Here is a 21067-nt window from a genome sequence, read left to right on the forward strand (position 1 = left end):
TAATCTTAAATAAGACGTTTTAAATATGAATATAGAATTGCGTCATCTCCGCTATTTTGTCGCAGTGGCAGAGGAACTCCATTTTGGGCGAGCTGCGGCGCGGCTTAACATTTCTCAGCCACCACTTAGCCAGCAAATCCAGATTCTGGAACAGCAAATTGGTGCGCGATTACTGGCACGAACAAACCGAAGTGTGGCGCTCACTGCGGCAGGAAGGCAGTTTTTGGCAGACTGTCGCCAAATCCTTGGACTGGTGAATGATGCCGCTGCAAGGGCAGAGCGTCTGCATCAGGGCGAAGAAGGGGAGCTACGTATTGGCTTTACCTCGTCGGCGCCATTTATAAAAGCTGTATCGGACACCTTGTCGTTATTTCGTCACGACTATCCTGAAGTGCATTTACAAACCAGGGAAATGAATACACGCGAACAAATTGCGCCGCTTAACGAAGGTACGCTCGACCTCGGTTTGCTGCGCAATACACCGTTACCGGACACGCTGAATTATGCCGTCATCCGCCACGAACCGTTGATGGCCCTCGTTCCTCAAGCTCATGCTCTGGCGAAAAAAAAGAGAGTTACGCTGGCTGAACTGGTTAAAGAACCCTTTGTTTTTTTTGATCCGCAGGTAGGTACTGGCCTGTATGACGACATTCTTGGTCTAATGCGTCGCTATAACCTGACGCCATTGATTACTCAGGAAGTTGGTGAAGCAATGACCATTATTGGGCTGGTAGCAGCAGGGTTAGGCGTTTCTATTCTTCCTGCGTCTTTCGAGCGGGTACAACTGGAGGAAATGTGTTGGTTACCCATCGCAGAAGAGGACGCAGTATCTGAAATGTGGCTGGTTTGGCCAAAACATCGGGAACAGAGTCAAGCTGCCGTGCGCTTTCGTGATCAGCTGCTGAACGCAGCGAGATGCACATAATTTGGCTCAACAGTCATGAAAAATGTGCGTCAAATCACACGGCTAAGTAAAATTTTTCCGTTACGTGTTGAAGTGCTTCACCATAACCGACAAATTATTTCGGAGCGCGAAAATATAGGGAGTCAGAGGTGGTTGCTGAAAGTCAGCCAGGGCATATCGATCAAATTAAGCAAACTAACGCAGGTGCGGTCTATCGCCTGATAGATCAGCTTGGCCCGGTTTCGCGGATCGATCTTTCTCGTCTGGCGCAACTGGCACCAGCCAGTATTACAAAAATCGTGCGCGAAATGCTCGAAGCGCATTTGGTGCAGGAGCTGGAGATCAAAGAAGCGGGGAACCGGGGACGACCTGCGGTTGGTCTGGTGGTTGAAACCGAAGCCTGGCACTATCTTTCTATCCGAATTGGCCGTGGCGAGATATTCCTTGCGCTGCGCGATCTTAGTAGCAAATTGGTTGTCGAGGATCGCCTCGATTTGCCGCTACAGTCTGAAACGCCATTATTACAACGCATTCTCCATCAGGTTGATCAATTTTTTATTCGTCATCAGCAGAAACTGGAGCGATTGACGTCCATCGCCATAACCATGCCCGGAATCATTGATACTGAGAATGGAATTGTGCACCGAATGCCGTTTTATGATGATGTTAAAGAGATGCCCTTGGGAGCTGCATTAGAAACGCATACTGGTGTTCCTGTTTATATTCAACATGATATCAGTGCCTGGACGATGGCTGAGGCGTTATTTGGTGCTTCCCGTGGCGCGCGCGATGTCATCCAGGTGGTGATTGATCACAACGTAGGTGCCGGAGTGATCACCGATGGGCATTTACTTCACGCGGGGAGCAGTAGCCTGGTTGAAATTGGCCATACCCAGGTAGATCCTTATGGCAAACGCTGTTACTGCGGCAACCACGGATGCCTTGAAACTATTGCCAGTGTTGATAGCGTACTGGAACTGGCTCAGTTGCGACTGAATCAGTCGATGAGTTCGATATTGCATGGTCAGCCACTGACTGTAGACTCGTTGTGTCAGGCTGCTTTGCTCGGTGACTTGCTGGCGCGGGATATTATTACCGGTGTTGGTCAGCATGTGGGGCGTATCCTCGCCATTATGGTGAATTTATTCAACCCGCAAAAAATACTTATTGGATCACCCCTAAACAAAGCTGCTGAGGTGCTTTTCCCGGCGATATCCAATAGCATTCGTCAACAGGCACTTCCGGCCTATAGTCAACATATGACTGTAGAAAGTACCCAATTTACCAATCAGGGAACCATGGCGGGAGCAGCACTGGTAAAAGACGCGATGTATAGCGGCTCTTTGTTGATTCGTCTATTACAGGGTTAACATTTTTTAACTGTTCTACGAAAATTTGCGCTAACTCAATCTGAATCTCATCGCCTTAACTTAGACTTTTCTATCGTTTTATTAATCTGGCTTATATTTTCGAAGCATAACGGTGGAGTTAGTGATGCTAAAGCGTTTCTTTATTACCGGTACAGACACTTCTGTTGGAAAAACGGTAGTTTCCCGCGCATTGCTACAGGCGTTAGCATCGGAGGGTAAAGTAGTCGCGGGTTATAAACCCGTGGCCAAGGGGAGCAAAGAGACAGCGGAAGGCCTACGCAACAAAGATGCGTTGGTATTACAAAGCGTCTCAACCATTTCATTGCCTTATGAGGCAGTAAATCCCATTGCGCTAAGTGAAGAAGAAAGTAGCGTGGCGCACAGCTGCCCGATCAACTACACCTTGATCTCCAACGGTCTTGCTAAGCTGACGGAAAAGGTGGAACACGTCGTGGTTGAAGGCACGGGGGGATGGCGTAGTTTGATGAATGATCTACGCCCTTTGTCAGAATGGGTAGTGCAAGAACAGTTACCCGTGGTGATGGTCGTCGGTATCCAGGAAGGTTGTATAAACCACGCCTTACTGACGGCGCAGGCCATTGCCAATGACGGCCTGCCGCTAATTGGCTGGGTAGCAAATCGCATTAACCCAGGTCTGGCGCACTATGCCGAAATTATTGATGTGCTGAGCAAAAAAATTCCTGCGCCATTGATTGGTGAATTGCCTTATCTGCCTCGTGCTGAGCAACGCGAACTGGGGCAATATATTCGTTTATCTATGCTCGACCGGGTGTTGTCGGTAAATAGAATCGGGATGTAACGATCGCGAAATCACCGTCGCTAATACACATGCCAGCAATAAACCGGGGAGTAGTTGATACTCTCCGGTCATTTCGCAAATCATTAATGTCGACATAATTGGCGCATGAGTGGTTGCCGCCAGCAGCGTCGCCATGCCACTTAATCCCAGCAAAATAACCTGAGCATCAGGGCCTTGCCCCAGTACACGCCCAAAGATCATGCCAATTGCCAGGCCAATAAACAGGGTAGGCGTAAAAACGCCACCTGGCGCGCCGGAGCCACTACTGGCAAGTACCGCCAGTAATTTACAGATAAAAATCCCCGCTATTACAGTCAACAAGGGGGGCGAAAGTAAGAATGCTTGTACCACGCTGTAGCCATTACCCCAGACCGTGGGCGTCATTAACGAAAGCAAACCCACACACAACCCGCCCAATGCCAGTTGACATGGAGGGGATAATTTCAAGCGCAGAAAACCATTGTGGCTGATGCGCATTAACGCCAGTAGCAGTGGGCCGCTTATTCCCATCAGCAGACCACAACACACCACCAATAAATAGTCGCTAGTGTGAATTTCCAGCGTAGCAGGCACGTGGTAGAGCAGGGCGCTACCCCCGTTAAATAAATAAGTGGTGAGCAAAGCTACCACCGCAGAAATAATCACCGGGCCGAGTGAGGTCAGCAAAAAGGTGCCAAAGAGAATTTCGGCAATAAACAGACTTCCTGCTAACGGGGCGTGATAAGCACTTGCCATTCCTGCTGATGCTCCGCAGGCAATCCATAATTTCCACTCTTCGGCTGGCGTGAAACGCTTCGCCAGAAACGATGCGGCCAGTGAAGCCAGCAAGATCATGGCACCTTCCCGACCAATCGCACTGCCGCTTGCGACGACTAACAAAGATGCAAGTGACTTCACCAGACTGGTTGCATAATCAAATTGCCCATCGGTTTGCAGTGCCTCCATATAATCACAAGGTGCATGAGGTCTCTGGCGATTTAATTTTTGCCAGCCCCAGAGGAGTGCTCCCGCAGCCAGTCCACCTGAGGCCGGTGTTAATACTCTTCGCCAGCCAGAAAGTTCTGTCGCCGCGTTGACCAGGCTACCGGAGTTGTTACTGAGAAATAACCATTCAAGCAACAACATGGCATGCCGAAACCCGGCGACAGCCATGGCGGCAACAACACCTATAAAAGAGGCAATAAGCAAATGGCGAAATAGTGTTCGTGGATTAGCAAAAATAGGACGTGGGTACATTGTTGCGTAAGACAAAGGAGACAGAAGGAATATTTTGCGGTGAAAGCAGCATTAAGGCAAAAGCACTACGTGCGTATTTAGCCCGGTAACAGGAAGTTACCAGGCATACCTGGTTAAGCCTCGTGGATATTCAATACCCGACGAGTGCGGCCCGAACTGAGATAATCAGCGATATAATCTTGTGAGATCTCACCATTGTATCGTCCATCTTCATCGACAATTGGCATCCAACTGGTGTTACTTTCATACAGACGGGAGAGCACAATACGCAGGTTATCTTCTGCTTTACCGCTGATGCGGAAAGGATGGATAAGATCGGCACATGTGCCGCTGGCATCACGCGCTTCGCGCCGCTTTACAAAACCAAGCGGTTTGCCGTTGCTATCTACCACGGTAACGGCCCGAATATCGTTATCATCCATTATGCCGAATGCTTCATGTAGTGCAGTATCGGGGCGAACGGTAATTGTTGGCTGTTGATCCGTCACATCCCCGGCAGAAACCAGTAACAGACGTTTAAGCGTTCGGTCCTGCCCCACAAAGGAACCGACAAATTCATTCGCCGGTTTAGCCAGCAGCTCATCCGGGCTTGCGCACTGGACAATGCGCCCCTGGCGAAATACCGCAATGCGGTCACCCAGTTTTAAGGCTTCGTCAATATCGTGGCTGACCAGCATTACCGTCTTTTTCAGTTTGCGTTGCATCTCCAGAAACTGATTCTGAATTACTTCCCGGTTGATGGGATCAACAGCACCAAAAGGCTCATCCATCAGCAATACCGGAGGATCAGCGGCCAGGGCGCGAATAACGCCGATGCGTTGTTGTTGGCCGCCAGACATCTCTTTGGGATAACGGTGAAGGAATTTTTTTGCATCCATCGCCACCATCTCCATTAACTCTTCAGCCCGTTGTTTACAGCGAGTTTTATCCCAACCGAGCATCCGGGGTACTACGGTAATGTTTTCCTCAATGGTCATATTGGGAAATAAACCAATTTGCTGGATCACATAACCGATGTTGCGCCGCAGAGTCACGCTGTCCATGTCATTTGTATTTTGCCCGTTGATCAAAATATTGCCGGAGCTTGGCGTAATCAGACGGTTAATCATTTTCAGTGTCGTCGTCTTACCACACCCTGAAGGGCCAAGCAGAACACACATTTCACCTTCAGGAACGTTCAGATTGACATTGTCGACAGCCTTCAGCGGCTGCCCCTGTTTTTGAATGAAGTGTTTGCTGAGGTTTTCTAGTTTTATCATTTTCGTATCCCCTTTGGAGTCAGTACGACCTGCAGACGGTGAAGCAGCCAGTCGAGCACAATAGCCAGTAAACAAATCAGTAGCGCACCAGAAATCAACATACGCATATCGCTGCCGCCGATACCATTAAGCAACAACAGCCCCAGACCGCCTGCGCCAATCACTGCGGCAATGGCCATTACGCCGATATTCATCACTACTGCCGTGCGGATACCACCAAAAATAACCGGTAGGGCCATTGGGATCTCAACCCAACGCAGGCGTTGCCAGAAGGTCATGCCTATGCCGCGTCCAGCTTCACGCAAACCTGGTGGCAGGCTATCAAGGGCCGTATGGGTATTACGCACAATGGGCAAAAGTGAGTAGAGAAACACGGCGGTAATCGCCGGGAGAGCGCCGATACCCTGACCGAACAGTGAAAAGAGTGGGATCATCAGGCCAAAAAGTGCGACCGATGGAATGGTTAATAGCAAGGTCGCGGTTCCAAGAATCGGTGTTGCCAGCCATTTATGACGGACAATTAAAATGCCCAGTGGAATACCGATAATAATGGCGAGTCCGACGGCAAGGGCCACCAGCCATAAGTGCTGTAAGGTAAGGGCAGCAAGGTATCCGGCATTATCAATAAGGTAATTTAACGTCTCCATATGCGCTCCTTACAGCAAATTTTTCTGTTGCAGGAATTCACGGGCGACCTGCTGTGGCGACTGATGGTCGATATCGACTTTGGCGTTAAGCGTAGAAATTATGTCGTTATCGAGTAAACCAGAAAGGGTGTTGAGTGCATCAGCAAGACCAGGATTGGCATCAAGAATCTCTTTACGCACTACGGGGGTAACGGCGTAGCTGGGAAAGAAGCCTTTATCATCTTCAAGGACTTTTAAATCAAAACCTTTTACGCGCCCGTCAGTGGTATAAACCAATCCCGCATCGACAAAACCATCACGAACGGCGTTATACACAAGGCCTGGGTCCATCTGGCGAATTTGCGGGCGGTCGAGTTCCATTACATAGGTTTGCTGCAATGGCTTCATCCCATCGCTACGGCCTGAAAATTCCAGGTCCAGGCCCAGTAACCAGTTATTATCGGGATCGGTTTGCCGAAGATGCTCAATTTTCGCCACCATCTCTGACATGGTAGTGATATTTTCCGCTTCGGCACGCTCACGCTGCATAGCGAAAGCGTAGGTATTATTCATATCCGCAGGGTTTAACCAGACAAGGCCCTGGCGGGCATCCAGTTTTTTAACCGTGGCGTAAGATTCCTCTGGCGTCATACGCTTATTAATATGGTTATAAATAATCAGCGAAGTCCCGGTATATTCCCAGGTCACATCAATCTGCTTGTTGAGCATGGCATTACGTGAAATCACCGCGGCAATATTCGTTTGCGGCTGAACCTGAAACCCTTTCTTTTGCAGATACTGCACGGTCATGGCAGACAAAATATGCTGCTCGGTAAATCCTTTGGTGGCAAGAATGATGGGTGCGGCCTGGCTTTGTCCGCTCAGCAAAAAAGCCGCAGCCAGCCATCCCAGCAGGTGTTTTTTAAGATTCATAAATGCTCCGTATTATCGTTTTAATCAGGCAGTGTGTGGGCTAAGAGCACGTCCCAGCCAGGCGAGCAACGAATCGAGGATTAGCGCAAAGAGCGCCGTTGCGGTAGCGCCAAGAATCAGTGTTGGGAAATCATTCAAATAAATCCCTGGAAAGATCAGCTCTCCATAACTACTGGCACCAATCAAAAATGCCAGAGGTGCTGTGCCGACAATAATTGCCGCTGCAATACGAATACCAGAAAGCATGACTGGCCATGCGTTAGGCAATTCCACCAGGTACAAGCGTTGCCATCTGGTCATGCCGATCCCTTTAGCCGCTTCTTTAAGTGATGCGGGGACGGCGTTCAGCCCGGCATATGTATTGCGAACAATAGGAAGCAGCGAAGCGAGGAAAAGGGCCACAATCGCCGGAGTATCACCAATACCAAGGATAATCATTGCCAGCGCCAGAACAGCGAGCGGTGGGAGGGTATTACCGACATTAAAGATTTGCATTGCATGTTCAGCAAATCCTCTGGCAGCCGGACGGCTAAGCAAAATACCACTGGGAACGCCGATCAGTAGGGCAAAAAAGAGTGATGTGAAGACTAAAAAAAGATGTTGTTGACCGAGATAAATCAAATCTACCTGACGTGCTTTTAGTGTTTCCAGTCCCACGCCCCAGATAAGAATTGCCATAACTAAAAGGACGATGAACGTGAAACCCAACACGCGTTTTACCGTGGGTGTGTGCATTGCGATGTCTCTCCCTGTTTGCATGTGTTATGGCAGCGAATAGCGCTGCATGTTGTTATGCCATGAGCGGCAGGGTGTTTTGACCTATAGCAACGGGTCGGGCAGGATTCCAGCGAAGCGGCAAATTAAATGTGGCAGAAATGCCAGCCAAAGTGATCAGCGAGCCTTATGGCAGAAAGGGTGAGGACGCAATGTAAAGAATTGTCTTAAAAACGCCAACATTAAGTGACGTTGTAACGAAAGAGGAAAGCCGGGAAGAAGCTTGACGCCACATTTCAGGCTCTTATTATCGCCACAGGCTATGATTAATTTGCTGAATTAAAGGAGAGAAAATGACACATCTCGATGACGTAATTGCACGGGTAGATGCTGCGATTAATGAAAGCGTTATTGCACATATGAATGAACTACTGATTGAGCTTAGCGATGATGCTGAACTCAGTCGGGAAGATCGCTATACCCAGCAGCAGCGTCTGCGCACAGCGATCGCCCATCATGGTCGCAAACATAAAGAAGATATGGAGGCGCGCCACGAACAGTTAACCAAAGGCGGCACTATCCTCTGATTAAAATGAGCGTCTGGCCACCAGCCAGGCGCCAACCACAAGTAAAATTGCGCCACAAATTGGGCCGATTAACGCCCGTAGTGGTACGCCCTGACTGCGGAAGATATCCAGCACCAAACCACCAATCAGTTGGCTGGCGACCAGTACTGCAATAGTTGTCGCCGCTCCCACATTCTGATATCCGCTGATACTGGCGAAGACAAAAAACGATCCCAGCAAGCCAGGAATAAGTGTCCACCAGCGCACGCTGGACACCAGTTCGCCAAACCCCGCCATGCCTTGTTTAAACCACAAAATAGAAACGAACAGCACAATTCCTACCAAAGAGTTCAGCAACATGGCGATGAGAATGGTAGAGGAGGTCTGGGTGATGCGCACCATTAGCGTGTTCTGGACGACCAGACCAATCCCGGCGGCAATCAAAAAGGCAAGGGTAAGCGACTGATTCATCAGATTGCGTCCGGTTCACTGCGTTCGTCGAGTTGCAACTGCATAAATGTCAGATCCAGCCAGCGCCCAAATTTAGTGCCCACCTGCGGCATTTGTGCGGTGATGACAAATCCCAGCGACTGGTGGAGATGCAGCGAAGCCTGATTTTGCGATTCGATCCCGGCGACCATGACATGCTTCCCGCAATCCCGCGCTTCATCAATCAATCGGCTTAACAATTTACGCCCAAGACCTTTGCCCTGATGATCAGGATGGACATAAACTGAATGCTCCACAGTATGGCGAAAACCATCGAAACTACGCCAGTCGCCAAACGAGGCATATCCCGTCACTACGCCATCTTCTTCACTCACCAGCACCGGATAACCTGCTATGGTCCGCGCTTCAAACCAGGCAATGCGGTTATCTGCATCCACCGTTTGGTCATTCCAGATAGCCGCCGTATACAACACGGCGTGGTTATAAATTTCCGCAATAGCAGCACAGTCGGCTTTGCGGGCAAAACGGATGGACATGTCTGGCCTCAATAAAATAATGATGATGACGTTATCAATACTATCGAAAACAGCCCGAAGCAACGGATTCCTCGATGAAATTATTGCGTGTTGCAGAGGGGATGTGACGACTGCAAACAAAACCAATCCTGCGAGCCTGCTACTATTGATGGATTCATGCCAAAAGCACAGGAGAGCATTATGGGGCAACAAAAGCAGCGTAACCGCCGTTGGGTTCTGGCCTCGCGTCCGCATGGCGCGCCGGTTGCGGAGAATTTCCGTCTTGAAGAAGATGATGTCGCCACACCCGGTGAAGGACAGGTGTTACTGCGCACAGTTTATTTGTCACTGGACCCGTATATGCGTGGACGTATGAGTGATGAGCCATCTTATTCACCGCCGGTTGATATTGGCGGTGTGATGGTCGGCGGTACGGTGAGCCGTGTCGTGGAGTCGAATCATCCTGATTACCGAGCAGGCGACTGGGTGCTGAGTTACAGCGGTTGGCAGGACTACGACATATCCAGTGGCGATGAACTGGTGAAACTTGGCGATCAACCAGAAAATCCTTCGTGGTCATTGGGGGTACTGGGAATGCCCGGCTTTACTGCTTATATGGGACTGTTGGATATCGGCCAGCCAAAAGAGGGCGAAACGCTGGTGGTTGCTGCCGCGACCGGTCCGGTTGGTGCAACGGTGGGGCAAATCGGCAAACTGAAAGGCTGCCGCGTGGTGGGTGTCGCAGGAGGCGCGGAAAAATGCCGCCATGCCACCGAAGTGCTGGGTTTTGATGTTTGCCTTGACCATCACGCGGATGATTTTGCCGAACAACTGGCGAAAGCGTGCCCAAAAGGTATTGATATCTATTATGAAAACGTTGGCGGTAAGGTATTTGATGCGGTGCTACCGTTACTCAATACATCTGCGCGCATTCCCGTCTGCGGCTTAGTGAGCAGCTATAACGCTACAGAGCTACCACCCGGTCCGGATCGTTTACCCCTGTTGATGGCTACGGTGCTGAAAAAACGCATTCGATTACAAGGGTTTATTATTGGTCAGGATTATGGTCACCGTATCCATGAGTTTCAGCAGGAGATGGGACAATGGGTGAAAGAGGGGAAAATTCACTATCGTGAACAAATTACCAACGGTTTGGAGAACGCCCCACAGACGTTTATTGGCCTGCTGAACGGCAAAAACTTCGGTAAAGTTGTTATTCGCGTCGCGGATGATGATTAAAGATACGACGGCGGCATAAAGCCGCCATAAAAATCCAGGCAAAAATCTTATTTCCAGCTTTAATTAACTTACCACTTCTCTGTTCTGTAGCTAATAACAATAAAGGTGAGTGGATAATGATTATTCAGCTTCATACGCCAGGTAAACGACTTCTGCTGTGCTGGCAGAGTTGGAACGAAAACACCTGAAGGAAATAACATGCCTGGAACGGAAAAAATACCGCATATCAGTTTAACTATGAAGGTTGAGAACGACCTGAAACATCAGCTTAGTATTGGCGCACTAAAACCTGGCGCACGCCTGATTACTAAAAATCTGGCGGAGCAATTAGGTATGAGTATTACACCCGTGCGTGAAGCATTATTACGTCTGGTTTCGGTGAATGCGCTCTCTGTCGCACCAGCGCAAGCATTTACAGTACCGGAAGTGGGGAAACGTCAATTAGACGAAATCAATCGGATCCGCTACGAACTGGAATTAATGGCAGTTGCTCTGGCTGTTGAAAACCTCACCCCGCAAGACCTGGCAGAACTTCAGGAATTGCTCGAGAAATTACAGCAGGCGCAAGAAAAGGGCGACATGGAAAAAATCATTAATGCGAACAGACTATTTCGCTTAGCGGTTTATCATCGCTCAAATATGCCCATCCTGTGTGAAATGATTGAGCAACTGTGGATCAGGATGGGGCCTGGTTTACATTATCTTTATGAAGCGATTAACCCAGCGGAATTACGTGAACGTATAGAAAGCTATCATGAACTACTCGCCGCGTTAAAAGTAAAAGACAAAGAGGGATGCAAACATTGTCTTGCTGAAATTATGCAACAAAACGTTGCTATGTTATACCAGCAATATAATCGTTAAATTAAATGCCCGGCAAATACCGGGCATCAAGATAATCACTCAAATCGCCACGCAACATTCACGCCGATACCATAATTTCGCCCGGGCGCAGGTTCGTAATATCGCCCGTTCGACTCATTGACAATGACAGAACCAACGTATTCTTTATCGAATAAATTATCGATGCGACCAAATAAATCCACAGTTAAATTGTGGTAATTGTATTTATACCCCGTGAATAAGCCGACGAGTGTATAAGAAGGCGCTTTGGCCGTATTTTCATCATCGGCCATAATATCGCCCATATAACGCGCTTCCGTGCCTGCATACCAGCCATCTTCCGGTACATAACCTATCGACGCAAAGCCCATATTACGGGCGATCCCCGGCATCCGGTTACCGTTACAATCTTGATCATTGCAAACATTGCTGCGATAGGTCGCATCAAGCCAGGTCCAGGACGCTTTTATGCGAAAATCTCCCGCGAAACGTTGATCCCATGCCAGCTCAGCACCTTGACGACGGGTCTTTCCGGCATTTTTATAAGTCGTACGTCCACCGCTACTGCTATCGACAACAATTTCATCATCGGTGTCGGTCTGGAACAATGCGAGACTAAGCAGCCCATCACCAATACGCGTTTTACTGCCGATCTCAATTGTATCGTTGGTGGATGGTTTTAAACCAAAGTTCATACCGCTTTGACCGTCAGCACGATAAGACAGCTCATTAATCGTCGGCGTTTCAAAACCACGCCCGGCTGCCAGATAGATATTCCAGGCATCGGTCATTGCATATTTTAACGATCCGGCTGGTAGCCATTTGTGATAACTGGCATCACCACTGTCATCGCCGTTACCCGGAGTAATGTAATGATCGTTGGAATCAAACCATACGGAGCTGTAGCGCACGCCAGCATCCAGCGACAGTTTTTCGCTCAGCTGCCACTGCGTTTGTAAATAAGGATCGACGTTCCACATCAGATTGCGTTCGTCGCGGCGCAACTCACCTTTTTGCCCGTACTCCGGCACACCGCTGTTCAGGCGGAAGTTGTTGTAGCCTTTACGGTTTTCACTCATGTTTTCGTAGTTCAGGCCGGTAGTGAACGTGACCGGAACACCCAGTTCGCCACGGTGTGTCCAGCGGCTGTCTATCCCCTGATAATGGCGTTGTAGAGTAATCACACCGCCCGCATGCGATGGGTTAAGTTGCGGGGCCATTGGGATTGACTGGTACTGGGTCGTTTCTCGTTCTCCGGCATACATCATCACACTCATATCATCTTTCGCGCTCAGGCTACGCTCATAACGCAACCCAGCCTGAGTTTGCTTGATGGTTTTTCGCGTGTCGTACTGTTCAGCGCGTGGCGCTTGTTGCGGATTCGCCTTCCATTCTGCTTCGGTTAATCCACCTGGGTCATCTGCTTTGATATCCACACTATTGAAAATCAGGCTTAATTTGCTGGCGTCATCAATGCGAACGCCCAGTTTGGCATTGGCTAAATTTTTCTGTGCGCCACTATGATCACGATAGCCGTGGGTCGTAAAACGCGTGGTTGAGACGGTGTAATCGACATCACCGGGCTGTGTGCCGTCTCCCGTTGCGCCCGTTGCTTTCAGCCCATAGCGCCAGCTGCCAAAACTGCCGTAGTAACTACTGGCTTCAATGGTTGGTGGCTGTTGTCCGGTCTGGGTGGTGACATTCATTACACCGCCAGACGCGTTGCCATACAGGGCAGAGAAGGGGCCACGCAGCACTTCCACATTTTGCACACTGCTTAAATCGATGTTGGATGTTTGCCCTTGCCCGTCGGGCATGGTGGCGGGAATACCGTCCACATACAGGCGAATACCGCGAATACCGTAAGTGGAGCGGGAGCCAAATCCGCGAATCGACAGCTGTAAATCTTGCGCATAGTTCTGCCGGTTTTGTACCTGCAAACCAGGCACGCCGGTCAGTGATTCGGACAAGTTAATGCGCGGTGTTGCCAGGCGCATCTCCTCGCCATCCACCACGCTTACTGCTGCTGGGGTATCCAGTTCTGAAACCACCTGCGGTGCGGCACTGACAATCATAGTCTGTTCATCAGCGGCAAAAACAACGGGGGAAAGGACAAGCAGTGCGGGCAAAACGGTCTGTCGGACGGAAAAAATCTTCATGAAAAAAGCCAGGTTAAGAATGGGAAAACGCCGTCATGGTAATGAAATTGTAAATTTATGGAAAATGAAACGGCACAATACGTTAAGTAATTGAGAAAATTGTAGTCGTAACGGCAAGAAATGCTCCACATTTGAGAAAATAATGATTACCATTCCCATTTATAACAAGAGCGTAACGATGATTACGCTTAGCGAAGCATTGTGAAGCAGCAAAAATATCGGTTCATCAAAGGGAGTCGTCATGCATTTACGTCATCTGTTTTCATCGCGCCTGCGTGGTTCATTACTGTTAGGTTCATTGCTTGTTGCTTCATCATTCAGTACGCAGGCCGCAGAAGAAATGCTGCGTAAAGCGGTAGGTAAAGGTGCCTACGAAATGGCTTATAGCCAGCAAGAAAACGCGCTGTGGCTCGCCACTTCGCAAAGCCGCAAACTGGATAAAGGTGGCGTGGTTTATCGTCTTGATCCGGTCACTCTGGAAGTGACGCAGGCGATCCATAACGATCTCAAGCCGTTTGGTGCCACCATCAATAACACGACTCAGACGTTGTGGTTTGGTAACACCGTAAACAGTGCGGTCACGGCGATAGATGCCAAAACGGGCGAGGTGAAAGGTCGTCTGGTGCTGGATGATCGTAAGCGCACGGAAGAAGTGCGCCCGCTGCAACCGCGTGAACTGGTCGCAGACGATGCCACGAACACCGTTTACATCAGTGGTATTGGTAAAGAGAGCGTGATTTGGGTCGTTGATGGCGAGAACATCAAACTGAAAACCGCCATCCAGAACACCGGTAAAATGAGTACCGGTCTGGCGCTGGATAGCAAAGGCAAACGTCTTTACACCACTAACGCTGACGGCGAATTGATTACCATCGACACTGCCGACAATAAAATCCTCAGCCGTAAAAAGCTGCTGGATGACGGCAAAGATCACTTCTTTATCAACATCAGCCTTGATACCGCCAGGCAGCGTGCATTTATCACCGATTCTAAAGCCGCAGAAGTGTTAGTGGTCGATACCCGTAATGGCAATATTCTGGCGAAGGTTGCGGCACCGGAATCACTGGCTGTGCTGTTTAACCCAGCGCGTAATGAAGCCTACGTAACGCATCGTCAGGCAGGTAAAGTCAGTGTGATTGACGCGAAAAGCTATAAAGTGGTGAAAACGTTCGATACCCCGACTCATCCGAACAGCCTGGCGCTGTCTGCCGATGGCAAAACGCTGTATGTCAGTGTGAAACAAAAATCTACTAAACAGCAGGAAGCTACTCAGCCGGACGATGTGATTCGTATTGCGTTGTAATAGATATGGCGAGGGTGAAAACGGAGAGACTTGCCTGACTTTTATCACGCCGCATGCGGCACACCTTCGTCAGTAATCTAAATTTGCCCGGCACGTAGCCGGGCAATTTTGCAATTAGCTCGCCGTTTCAGGCTTAAACACAATTTCCTGTTTTTCTTCATCTTCCTCGACGACTGGCGCAGTGCTGTGAATTTCAGCAACGCGTTTGCGCACACCAAACCAGCCTATAACCAGCAGAATACCGATAATCGGCAGCGCCGCGATGGTGTAAGTCCCGTTCGGGTAATCGAACGCCATCAGCACCAGGACACTCAGTAAAAACAGTAATGTCAGCCAGGAAGTGAAGGGCGCGCCAGGCAGTTTAAAACTGACATCCGCTGCTTTGCCTTCTTTAATTGCTTTACGCAGGCGCATCTGGCACACGATGATAAACGCCCATGAAGCGATGATTCCCAGCGACGCGAAGTTCAGGACAATCTCAAATACGCGAGACGGCACCAGATAGTTAAGGAATACGCCAACAACATAAACGACCAGCGTCGCCAGGATCCCGGCATACGGCACATGCTGACGGCTCATTTTCGCCATAAAACTCGGTGCGGAACCGCCCATCGCCATTGAGCGCAGAATACGTCCGGTGCAGTACAGACCTGAGTTCAGGCTGGAGAGCGCAGCGGTCAGCACCACAATGTTCATAATGCTGCCGATGTACGGCACGCCCAGTTTGGAAAAGAACGTCACAAACGGACTTTGCCCAGCCTGATACGCGCTCCACGGCAATAACATAACCAGCAACACCACGGAGCCGACGTAAAACAGGCCAATACGCCAAATCACGCTGTTAATCGCTTTAGGCACCATGGTCTGCGGATCTTTACATTCTCCGGCAGCTGTTCCAACCATTTCAATAGAGGCAAAAGCAAACACTACGCCCTGAATCAACACCAGCGCAGGCAGTAAACCGTGGGGGAAGAAGCCGCCATTATCGGTAATTAAATGAAAGCCAGTGGTGTTGCCATCCAGCGGCTGACCGCTACCGAGGAACACTGTACCCACGACCAAAAAGGTCACGATGGCGAGCACTTTAATAAGCGCAAACCAGAACTCCATCTCCGCAAACCATTTCACACCAATCATATTCATGGTGCCAACGATGGTTAGCGCAGCGAGCGCAAATACCCACTGCGGTACACCACCAAATGCGCCCCAGTAATGCATATACAGTGCGACGGCGGTGATATCGACAATCCCGGTCATCGCCCAGTTAATGAAGTACATCCAGCCTGCAACGTAAGCGGCTTTCTCTCCTAAAAACTCTCGGGCATAAGAAACAAAGCTGCCACTGGAAGGGCGATGTAACACCAGCTCACCCAATGCCCGCAGAATAAAAAACGAAAACAAGCCACATATTAAATAAACCAGTGCCAGCGCAGGACCCGCCATTTGCAGTCGGGCTCCTGCACCTAAAAACAAGCCGGTGCCAATCGCGCCGCCGATGGCGATCATCTGTACCTGCCGATTGCCCATCGCTTTGTGATACCCCTCTTCGTGGGCATTAAGCCAGCGGCGTTTCGCGGCGTGTTGATCAGTTACGTCGTTGTTATGTGATCTCATTGCGCTCCCTGATGATCTTCATGAATTAACGTTTCTCGTTACCATAAATACATTATTTATTCACGGTAACTATGACAGCGCTAACCGTTATTCTTTATGGGTATATGTCTGTCGGCGCAGAATCCTACCTGCATTCGGGAAACGATGCAAAAAATAACCATATAAATTAGGTGGTAATTAAGGCGTGTGGTGATAAAAGAGTCAGAAAGGAGCTTCTGGCCCCTCAATGCAGTGTGAAATGGGTGTTCTACACTTAAGCTTTTAGGCGTTTTGGAGGCGCTATGTTAAAGATGTATGGTGTGCCGGGATGGGGTTCTACAATCAGCGAACTCATGCTTACGCTGGCAGATATTCCCTATAAGTTTGTTGATGTCAGCGGTTTTGACAGTGAAGGTATTGCGCGTGAGCTATTGCAAACGCTCAATCCGCTATGTCAGGTTCCGACACTGGCGCTGGAAAATGGAGAGATTATGACCGAAAGCGCGGCTATTGCGCTAATGGTGCTCGACCGCAGCCCGGATCTTGCGCCACCAGTTGGGCGTGCCGAACGTCAGCAGTTTCAACGGCTATTGGTCTGGCTGGTTGCTAATGTCTATCCAACATTCACTTTCGGCGATTACCCTGAGCGTTGGGCATCTGCCGCACCTGAACAGTTAAAGAAGAATGTTATTGAATATCGCAAATCGCTTTATATCTGGCTGAATTCACAACTGACCGCTGAACCTTATGCGTTTGGTGAGCAACTAACGCTGGTGGACTGTTATCTTTGCACAATGCGCACATGGGGGCCTGGGCATGAATGGTTTCAGGATAATGCCACGAATATCAGTGCGATTGCTGATGCTGTATGTCAGATACCAAAGTTACAAGAAGTACTAAAAAGGAATGCCATTATTTAACAACAATGCCGGAGATTAATGTTAATAAATCACCGGCAAAGTTAACTGGACGTCCATTTGTTTGCTATGAATGGTAATTAAAGTTGTTACAACTATTTATGTCGTTGATGTGATTCTGTATTTTATATTAAATATCAATTTAATTTAATCCGAAAATAAAACATCTCTTCGCATATAGAGAAACATGTCGATATGATAACGCAGTGCAGATCATGTTATCAGGGTAGGGCGGTAGCGTATTAAATGATATTTCTAAGAGAATCGTAATGGTACGATTCAGATTCTCACAAATGAAAATAATCTTTCAGAGCATCCATCAAGTAAAGACGTTAATACTTTGGTTGATGTATTTGTTGATGCATTAGAAAACTATGAAAGAGATATAATGGACGCAGTAATATTCTATATGGCTGAATATGGTAGCAATGACACAAAACATTATATCCAAATGATAATTCAGGAAAAATGTGATAGTTTTGTTACATTACATTTAATGCCACTGCTGAATGTAATTGGTAAATCCCGTGAGGGTGAATGAATACAAATTCAAACAGGTGAAATGGGAATGGGTTATTATGACTTGTATGGATATTCTGGGGTGGAAATATATGATGCGCAGAAGATGTTAGAAGATGTAATAAAAATCACATTTAAAGAGAAAGAAAGCCTTTATTATGGCGGAATCTATTTATTGTCCGGAGACAAAAGACATGAACATTTTCTTCTAAAAGAAAATTATGATGTTTTGGATGGCGTAGTGGATGAGGTCGATTATCCTGAGTATACTTATCTTCTCTATATCAATGATACGATCAGGCATGATGAGTTAAAAAATAAAATATTAAGCCTGGAGGAATTTGTATTGTTAAGAAGTGAAGTTAACACATTTTAAATTTTACAGATACGATCTATAGAAGATAATATTTCACTTAGTCAATGCGTAGTAATTATCTTTTACAAGAATCCAAAATGAAACAACAAAATGTAATGGACGAAATTAGGCGTAATTACAGAAATAACTGTTGGATAGATTTTGAAATTTATCTCTATAGTAATGGGCGATTAATTATCGTTGGCAGTAGTGATCTTTCTTACTTTCATAATCTTGAAATAATAATAAATGCACCATCTTACATGAGTGGTGATACGCACTGGACTTGTGATCCTCTTGATGATTTTATGAAACTAAAAATAATTAACGACGATGATAATGATGCTGATATTATTCTCGAGTTTTATTCCGAGTCAATATTATAGTTCAAAATTATAGCGGCAAACATTTCACTTAATTTCGATACGGTATTTTATTACAAAAGGGAAAATCTAAGTTCTGGAGAGCGACTAGCTTACTGGATTGAATAAAGTAGCAACTCTTCAAACGAATTAGCCAATATGAAAACTAAATTTATATTTACTGGTATAAAACCTTTAAGTCAGTTACCAACTGAGAAAGTGAAAGAAGATATTTTTTTTGCAATGCTCAATAAAAAAGAGCAATGTCGAAGCATCACTTGGGTAGATCATGTTAAAAATCTTTCTGACATTATGATAGACGATAGATTCTACATTGCACTGAATATTGTGAGAAATAAAGGTAAAAAAACTTATTACCGAGAATCATTGATTGTTTCTGACAAAGATAGCATTATTAGTTTTTTAGTTGATAGTGTGGATTTTAATAATGGTTACTCCAGACCATACTTAATTACTCCTGTATTTGAAATAATACCTGATTATGTTATCTCTATCACGGAGGAAGCGAGCATATGTTTTTCTAAATAGGTAAAATATCAATGAAGAAGTAAATATCATTAATAACTATAGTGAACTTTCTTTTATTCCCAGGGAAAGATCACGTAACGCTGCTTTTTTGTACTAAACAATTCGCATTTTATGTTTAAAAATTGAGATATTCCTCATTACCTGAAGCTGTTTTTTATTGCTTATACATGATCAAATACTCCTTACATAATTAAGGAGAACAAAATGGAACTTAAAAAATTGATGGAACATATTTCTATTATCCCCGATTACAGACAAGCCTGGAAAGTGGAACATAAATTATCGGATATTCTACTGTTGACTATTTGCGCCGTTATTTCGGGTGCAGAAGGTTGGGAAGATATAGAGGATTTTGGGGAAACACATCTCGATTTTTTGAAGCAATATGGTGATTTTGAAAATGGTATTCCTGTTCACGATACCATTGCCAGAGTTGTATCCTGTATCAGTCCTGCAAAATTTCACGAGTGCTTTATTAGCTGGATGCGTGACTGCCATTCTTCAGATGATAAAGGCGTCATTGCAATTGATGGAAAAACGCTCCGGCACTCTTATGACAAGAGTCGCCGCAGGGGAGCGATTCATGTCATTAGTGCGTTCTCAACAATGCACAGTCTGGTCATCGGACAGATCAGGACGGATGAGAAATCCAATGAGATTACAGCTATCCCAGAACTTCTTAACATGCTGGATATTAAAGGAAAAATCATCACAACTGATGCTATGGGTTGCCAGAAAGATATTGCAGAGAAGATACAAAAACAGGGAGGTGATTATTTATTCGCGGTAAAAGGAAACCAGGGGCGGCTAAATAAAACCTTCGAGGAAAAATTTCCGCTGAAAGAATTAAATAATCCAGAGCATGACAGTTACGCAATTAGTGAAAAGAGTCACGGCAGAGAAGAAATCCGTCTTCACATTGTTTGCGATGTCCCTGATGAACTTATTGATTTCACGTTTGAATGGAAAGGTCTGAAGAAATTATGCGTGGCAGTCTCCTTTCGGTCAATAATAGCAGAACAAAAGAAAGAGCCAGAAATGACGGTCAGATATTATATCAGTTCTGCTGATTTAACCGCAGAAAAGTTCGCCACAGCGTTCCGAAATCACTGGCACGTGGAGAATAAGCTGCACTGGCGTCTGGACATGGTAATGAATGAAGACGATGCAAAATAAGAAGAGGAAATGCAGCAGAATTATTTTCAGGGATACGGCACATCGCTATTAATATTTTGACGAATGATAAGGTATTCAAGGCAGGGTTAAGACGTAAGATGCGAAAAGCAGCCATGGACAGAAAGTATCTGGCGTCGGTCCTTGCGGGGAGCGGGCTTTCGTAATCTTTCCCTGTCAGGTGGTCGATTGTTTAATTAAATATTTTTTGCAATTCCAGCGGCAGTCAAAGCTAAAGAAAAAAGTATTAGAATCCCAGAAAAATGAGGTGGTTTATAAATGAAGAAATCATATTTTCTTAAATACGGTGGCGAAATTACTAAAGAAGAAATAAATAAATTACTTGATGATAAATGGGATGTAAGTTGCTCTGAATATGATAGTTCTTATTTTGGCGTGTATTATTCATACTCTGGAATTTACGCAGATAAGTTGATGATAACAGATAATTATATCCCTATAATTGATGAATGGTTAGATGAAGAAAATAAAAAATTCAAAACATTAATAAAAGTGTCTATTGTTAATGGGAAGAATGCAGATAAATTGAGTAGATATAAAACCATGAAGAATATTTTAAATGATTTTGATAAACTATTCCTCATTAGTGAAGAGTGTATTGAAGAGAGTGATTAGTACGTAGGGAAAAGATCACTTGACAC

At 46.7% G+C, this 21067-nt stretch carries 21 protein-coding genes and 1 pseudogene; 13 read left to right on the forward strand and 9 right to left on the reverse strand.

Annotated elements, in window-relative coordinates:
* The first annotated feature begins 25 nt into the window (after positions 1–25).
* The 3 genes from EFER_RS07290 to bioD all read left to right on the forward strand — a co-directional run bounded on the left by EFER_RS07290 (position 26) and on the right by bioD (position 3094).
* Positions 26–925 (forward strand): LysR family transcriptional regulator, encoded by a 900-nt coding sequence (locus tag EFER_RS07290; protein WP_001019566.1) that lies wholly within the window; start codon positions 26–28, stop codon positions 923–925.
* A 128-nt stretch (positions 926–1053) separates the two neighbouring features.
* Positions 1054–2274 carry a sugar metabolism global transcriptional regulator Mlc gene (gene mlc, locus EFER_RS07295; RefSeq protein ID WP_000225307.1) on the forward strand — a complete coding sequence of 407 codons (1221 nt, stop codon included), beginning with the start codon at positions 1054–1056 and terminating at the stop codon, positions 2272–2274.
* Between the two features lie 124 nt (positions 2275–2398).
* Entirely contained in the window at positions 2399–3094 is a 696-nt protein-coding gene (bioD, locus tag EFER_RS07300) for a dethiobiotin synthase (protein WP_000919205.1), read from the forward strand.
* Here bioD and clcB read toward each other — a convergent pair.
* From clcB to osmY, 5 genes are all read right to left on the reverse strand, one after another.
* Positions 3047–4330 carry a voltage-gated ClC-type chloride channel ClcB gene (gene clcB, locus EFER_RS07305; RefSeq protein WP_000283546.1) on the reverse strand — a complete coding sequence of 428 codons (1284 nt, stop codon included), beginning with the start codon at positions 4328–4330 and terminating at the stop codon, positions 3047–3049. The genes bioD and clcB overlap by 48 nt on opposite strands.
* A 113-nt stretch (positions 4331–4443) precedes the next feature.
* A complete protein-coding gene (osmV, locus tag EFER_RS07310) occupies positions 4444–5589 on the reverse strand; it encodes an osmoprotectant ABC transporter ATP-binding protein OsmV (RefSeq protein WP_000593080.1) in 1146 nt (381 codons plus the stop codon).
* A complete protein-coding gene (gene osmW, locus EFER_RS07315) occupies positions 5586–6236 on the reverse strand; it encodes an osmoprotectant ABC transporter permease OsmW (protein WP_000449220.1) in 651 nt (216 codons plus the stop codon). The genes osmV and osmW overlap by 4 nt, the downstream gene beginning before the upstream one ends.
* 9 nt (positions 6237–6245) lie before the next feature.
* Positions 6246–7148, reverse strand: a complete 903-nt coding sequence (gene osmX, locus EFER_RS07320; RefSeq protein ID WP_001049523.1) for an osmoprotectant ABC transporter substrate-binding protein OsmX — start codon at positions 7146–7148, stop codon at positions 6246–6248.
* A 24-nt stretch (positions 7149–7172) separates the two neighbouring features.
* Positions 7173–7883, reverse strand: coding sequence for an osmoprotectant ABC transporter permease OsmY (osmY, locus tag EFER_RS07325; protein WP_000557394.1), 711 nt, complete (start codon positions 7881–7883; stop codon positions 7173–7175).
* Between the two features lie 332 nt (positions 7884–8215).
* On the opposite strand from osmY, the gene ydcY reads away from it, so the two are divergent.
* A complete protein-coding gene (gene ydcY / locus EFER_RS07330) occupies positions 8216–8449 on the forward strand; it encodes a DUF2526 family protein YdcY (protein ID WP_000149074.1) in 234 nt (77 codons plus the stop codon).
* Here ydcY and EFER_RS07335 read toward each other — a convergent pair whose 3' ends face one another.
* Positions 8450–8899, reverse strand: a complete 450-nt coding sequence (locus EFER_RS07335; RefSeq protein ID WP_001076543.1) for a DMT family transporter — start codon at positions 8897–8899, stop codon at positions 8450–8452.
* A complete protein-coding gene (locus EFER_RS07340) occupies positions 8899–9414 on the reverse strand; it encodes a GNAT family N-acetyltransferase (RefSeq protein ID WP_000027557.1) in 516 nt (171 codons plus the stop codon). The genes EFER_RS07335 and EFER_RS07340 overlap by 1 nt, the downstream gene beginning before the upstream one ends.
* 180 nt (positions 9415–9594) lie before the next feature.
* Here EFER_RS07340 and curA point away from each other — a divergent pair, with 180 nt between their 5' ends.
* Positions 9595–10632 (forward strand): NADPH-dependent curcumin/dihydrocurcumin reductase, encoded by a 1038-nt coding sequence (gene curA, locus EFER_RS07345; RefSeq protein ID WP_002431553.1) that lies wholly within the window; start codon positions 9595–9597, stop codon positions 10630–10632.
* A 198-nt stretch (positions 10633–10830) separates the two neighbouring features.
* Positions 10831–11496, forward strand: coding sequence for a colanic acid/biofilm transcriptional regulator McbR (gene mcbR, locus EFER_RS07350; RefSeq protein ID WP_001119570.1), 666 nt, complete (start codon positions 10831–10833; stop codon positions 11494–11496).
* Positions 11497–11531: 35 nt separating this feature from the next.
* Here mcbR and pqqU read toward each other — a convergent pair whose 3' ends face one another.
* Positions 11532–13634 (reverse strand): TonB-dependent receptor PqqU, encoded by a 2103-nt coding sequence (gene pqqU / locus EFER_RS07355; protein ID WP_000689334.1) that lies wholly within the window; start codon positions 13632–13634, stop codon positions 11532–11534.
* A 241-nt stretch (positions 13635–13875) separates the two neighbouring features.
* Between pqqU and yncE the strand changes: the two genes are divergently transcribed.
* Positions 13876–14937, forward strand: a complete 1062-nt coding sequence (yncE, locus tag EFER_RS07360) for a 7-bladed beta-propeller protein YncE (protein ID WP_000550671.1) — start codon at positions 13876–13878, stop codon at positions 14935–14937.
* Positions 14938–15051: 114 nt separating this feature from the next.
* On the opposite strand, the gene ansP is transcribed toward yncE, so the two are convergent.
* Positions 15052–16551 (reverse strand): L-asparagine permease, encoded by a 1500-nt coding sequence (gene ansP / locus EFER_RS07365; protein WP_001256481.1) that lies wholly within the window; start codon positions 16549–16551, stop codon positions 15052–15054.
* 281 nt (positions 16552–16832) lie between these two features.
* Here ansP and EFER_RS07370 point away from each other — a divergent pair, with 281 nt between their 5' ends.
* From EFER_RS07370 to EFER_RS07395, 6 genes and pseudogenes are all read left to right on the forward strand, one after another.
* A complete protein-coding gene (locus EFER_RS07370; protein ID WP_015953385.1) occupies positions 16833–17450 on the forward strand; it encodes a glutathione S-transferase family protein in 618 nt (205 codons plus the stop codon).
* 565 nt (positions 17451–18015) lie between these two features.
* Positions 18016–18342 (forward strand): hypothetical protein, encoded by a 327-nt coding sequence (locus tag EFER_RS07375; RefSeq protein WP_000542653.1) that lies wholly within the window; start codon positions 18016–18018, stop codon positions 18340–18342.
* Positions 18343–18419: 77 nt separating this feature from the next.
* Entirely contained in the window at positions 18420–18707 is a 288-nt protein-coding gene (locus tag EFER_RS24420) for a hypothetical protein (RefSeq protein WP_000813321.1), read from the forward strand.
* 135 nt (positions 18708–18842) lie between these two features.
* Positions 18843–19232, forward strand: coding sequence for a hypothetical protein (locus EFER_RS07385; protein ID WP_000850035.1), 390 nt, complete (start codon positions 18843–18845; stop codon positions 19230–19232).
* Between the two features lie 204 nt (positions 19233–19436).
* Positions 19437–20572, forward strand: a pseudogene (locus EFER_RS07390) (ISAs1 family transposase).
* Between the two features lie 112 nt (positions 20573–20684).
* Positions 20685–21041, forward strand: a complete 357-nt coding sequence (locus EFER_RS07395) for a hypothetical protein (protein ID WP_000750349.1) — start codon at positions 20685–20687, stop codon at positions 21039–21041.
* Positions 21042–21067 lie beyond the last annotated feature (26 nt).

The organism is Escherichia fergusonii ATCC 35469 (assembly GCF_000026225.1).
Lineage (GTDB): Bacteria > Pseudomonadota > Gammaproteobacteria > Enterobacterales > Enterobacteriaceae > Escherichia > Escherichia fergusonii.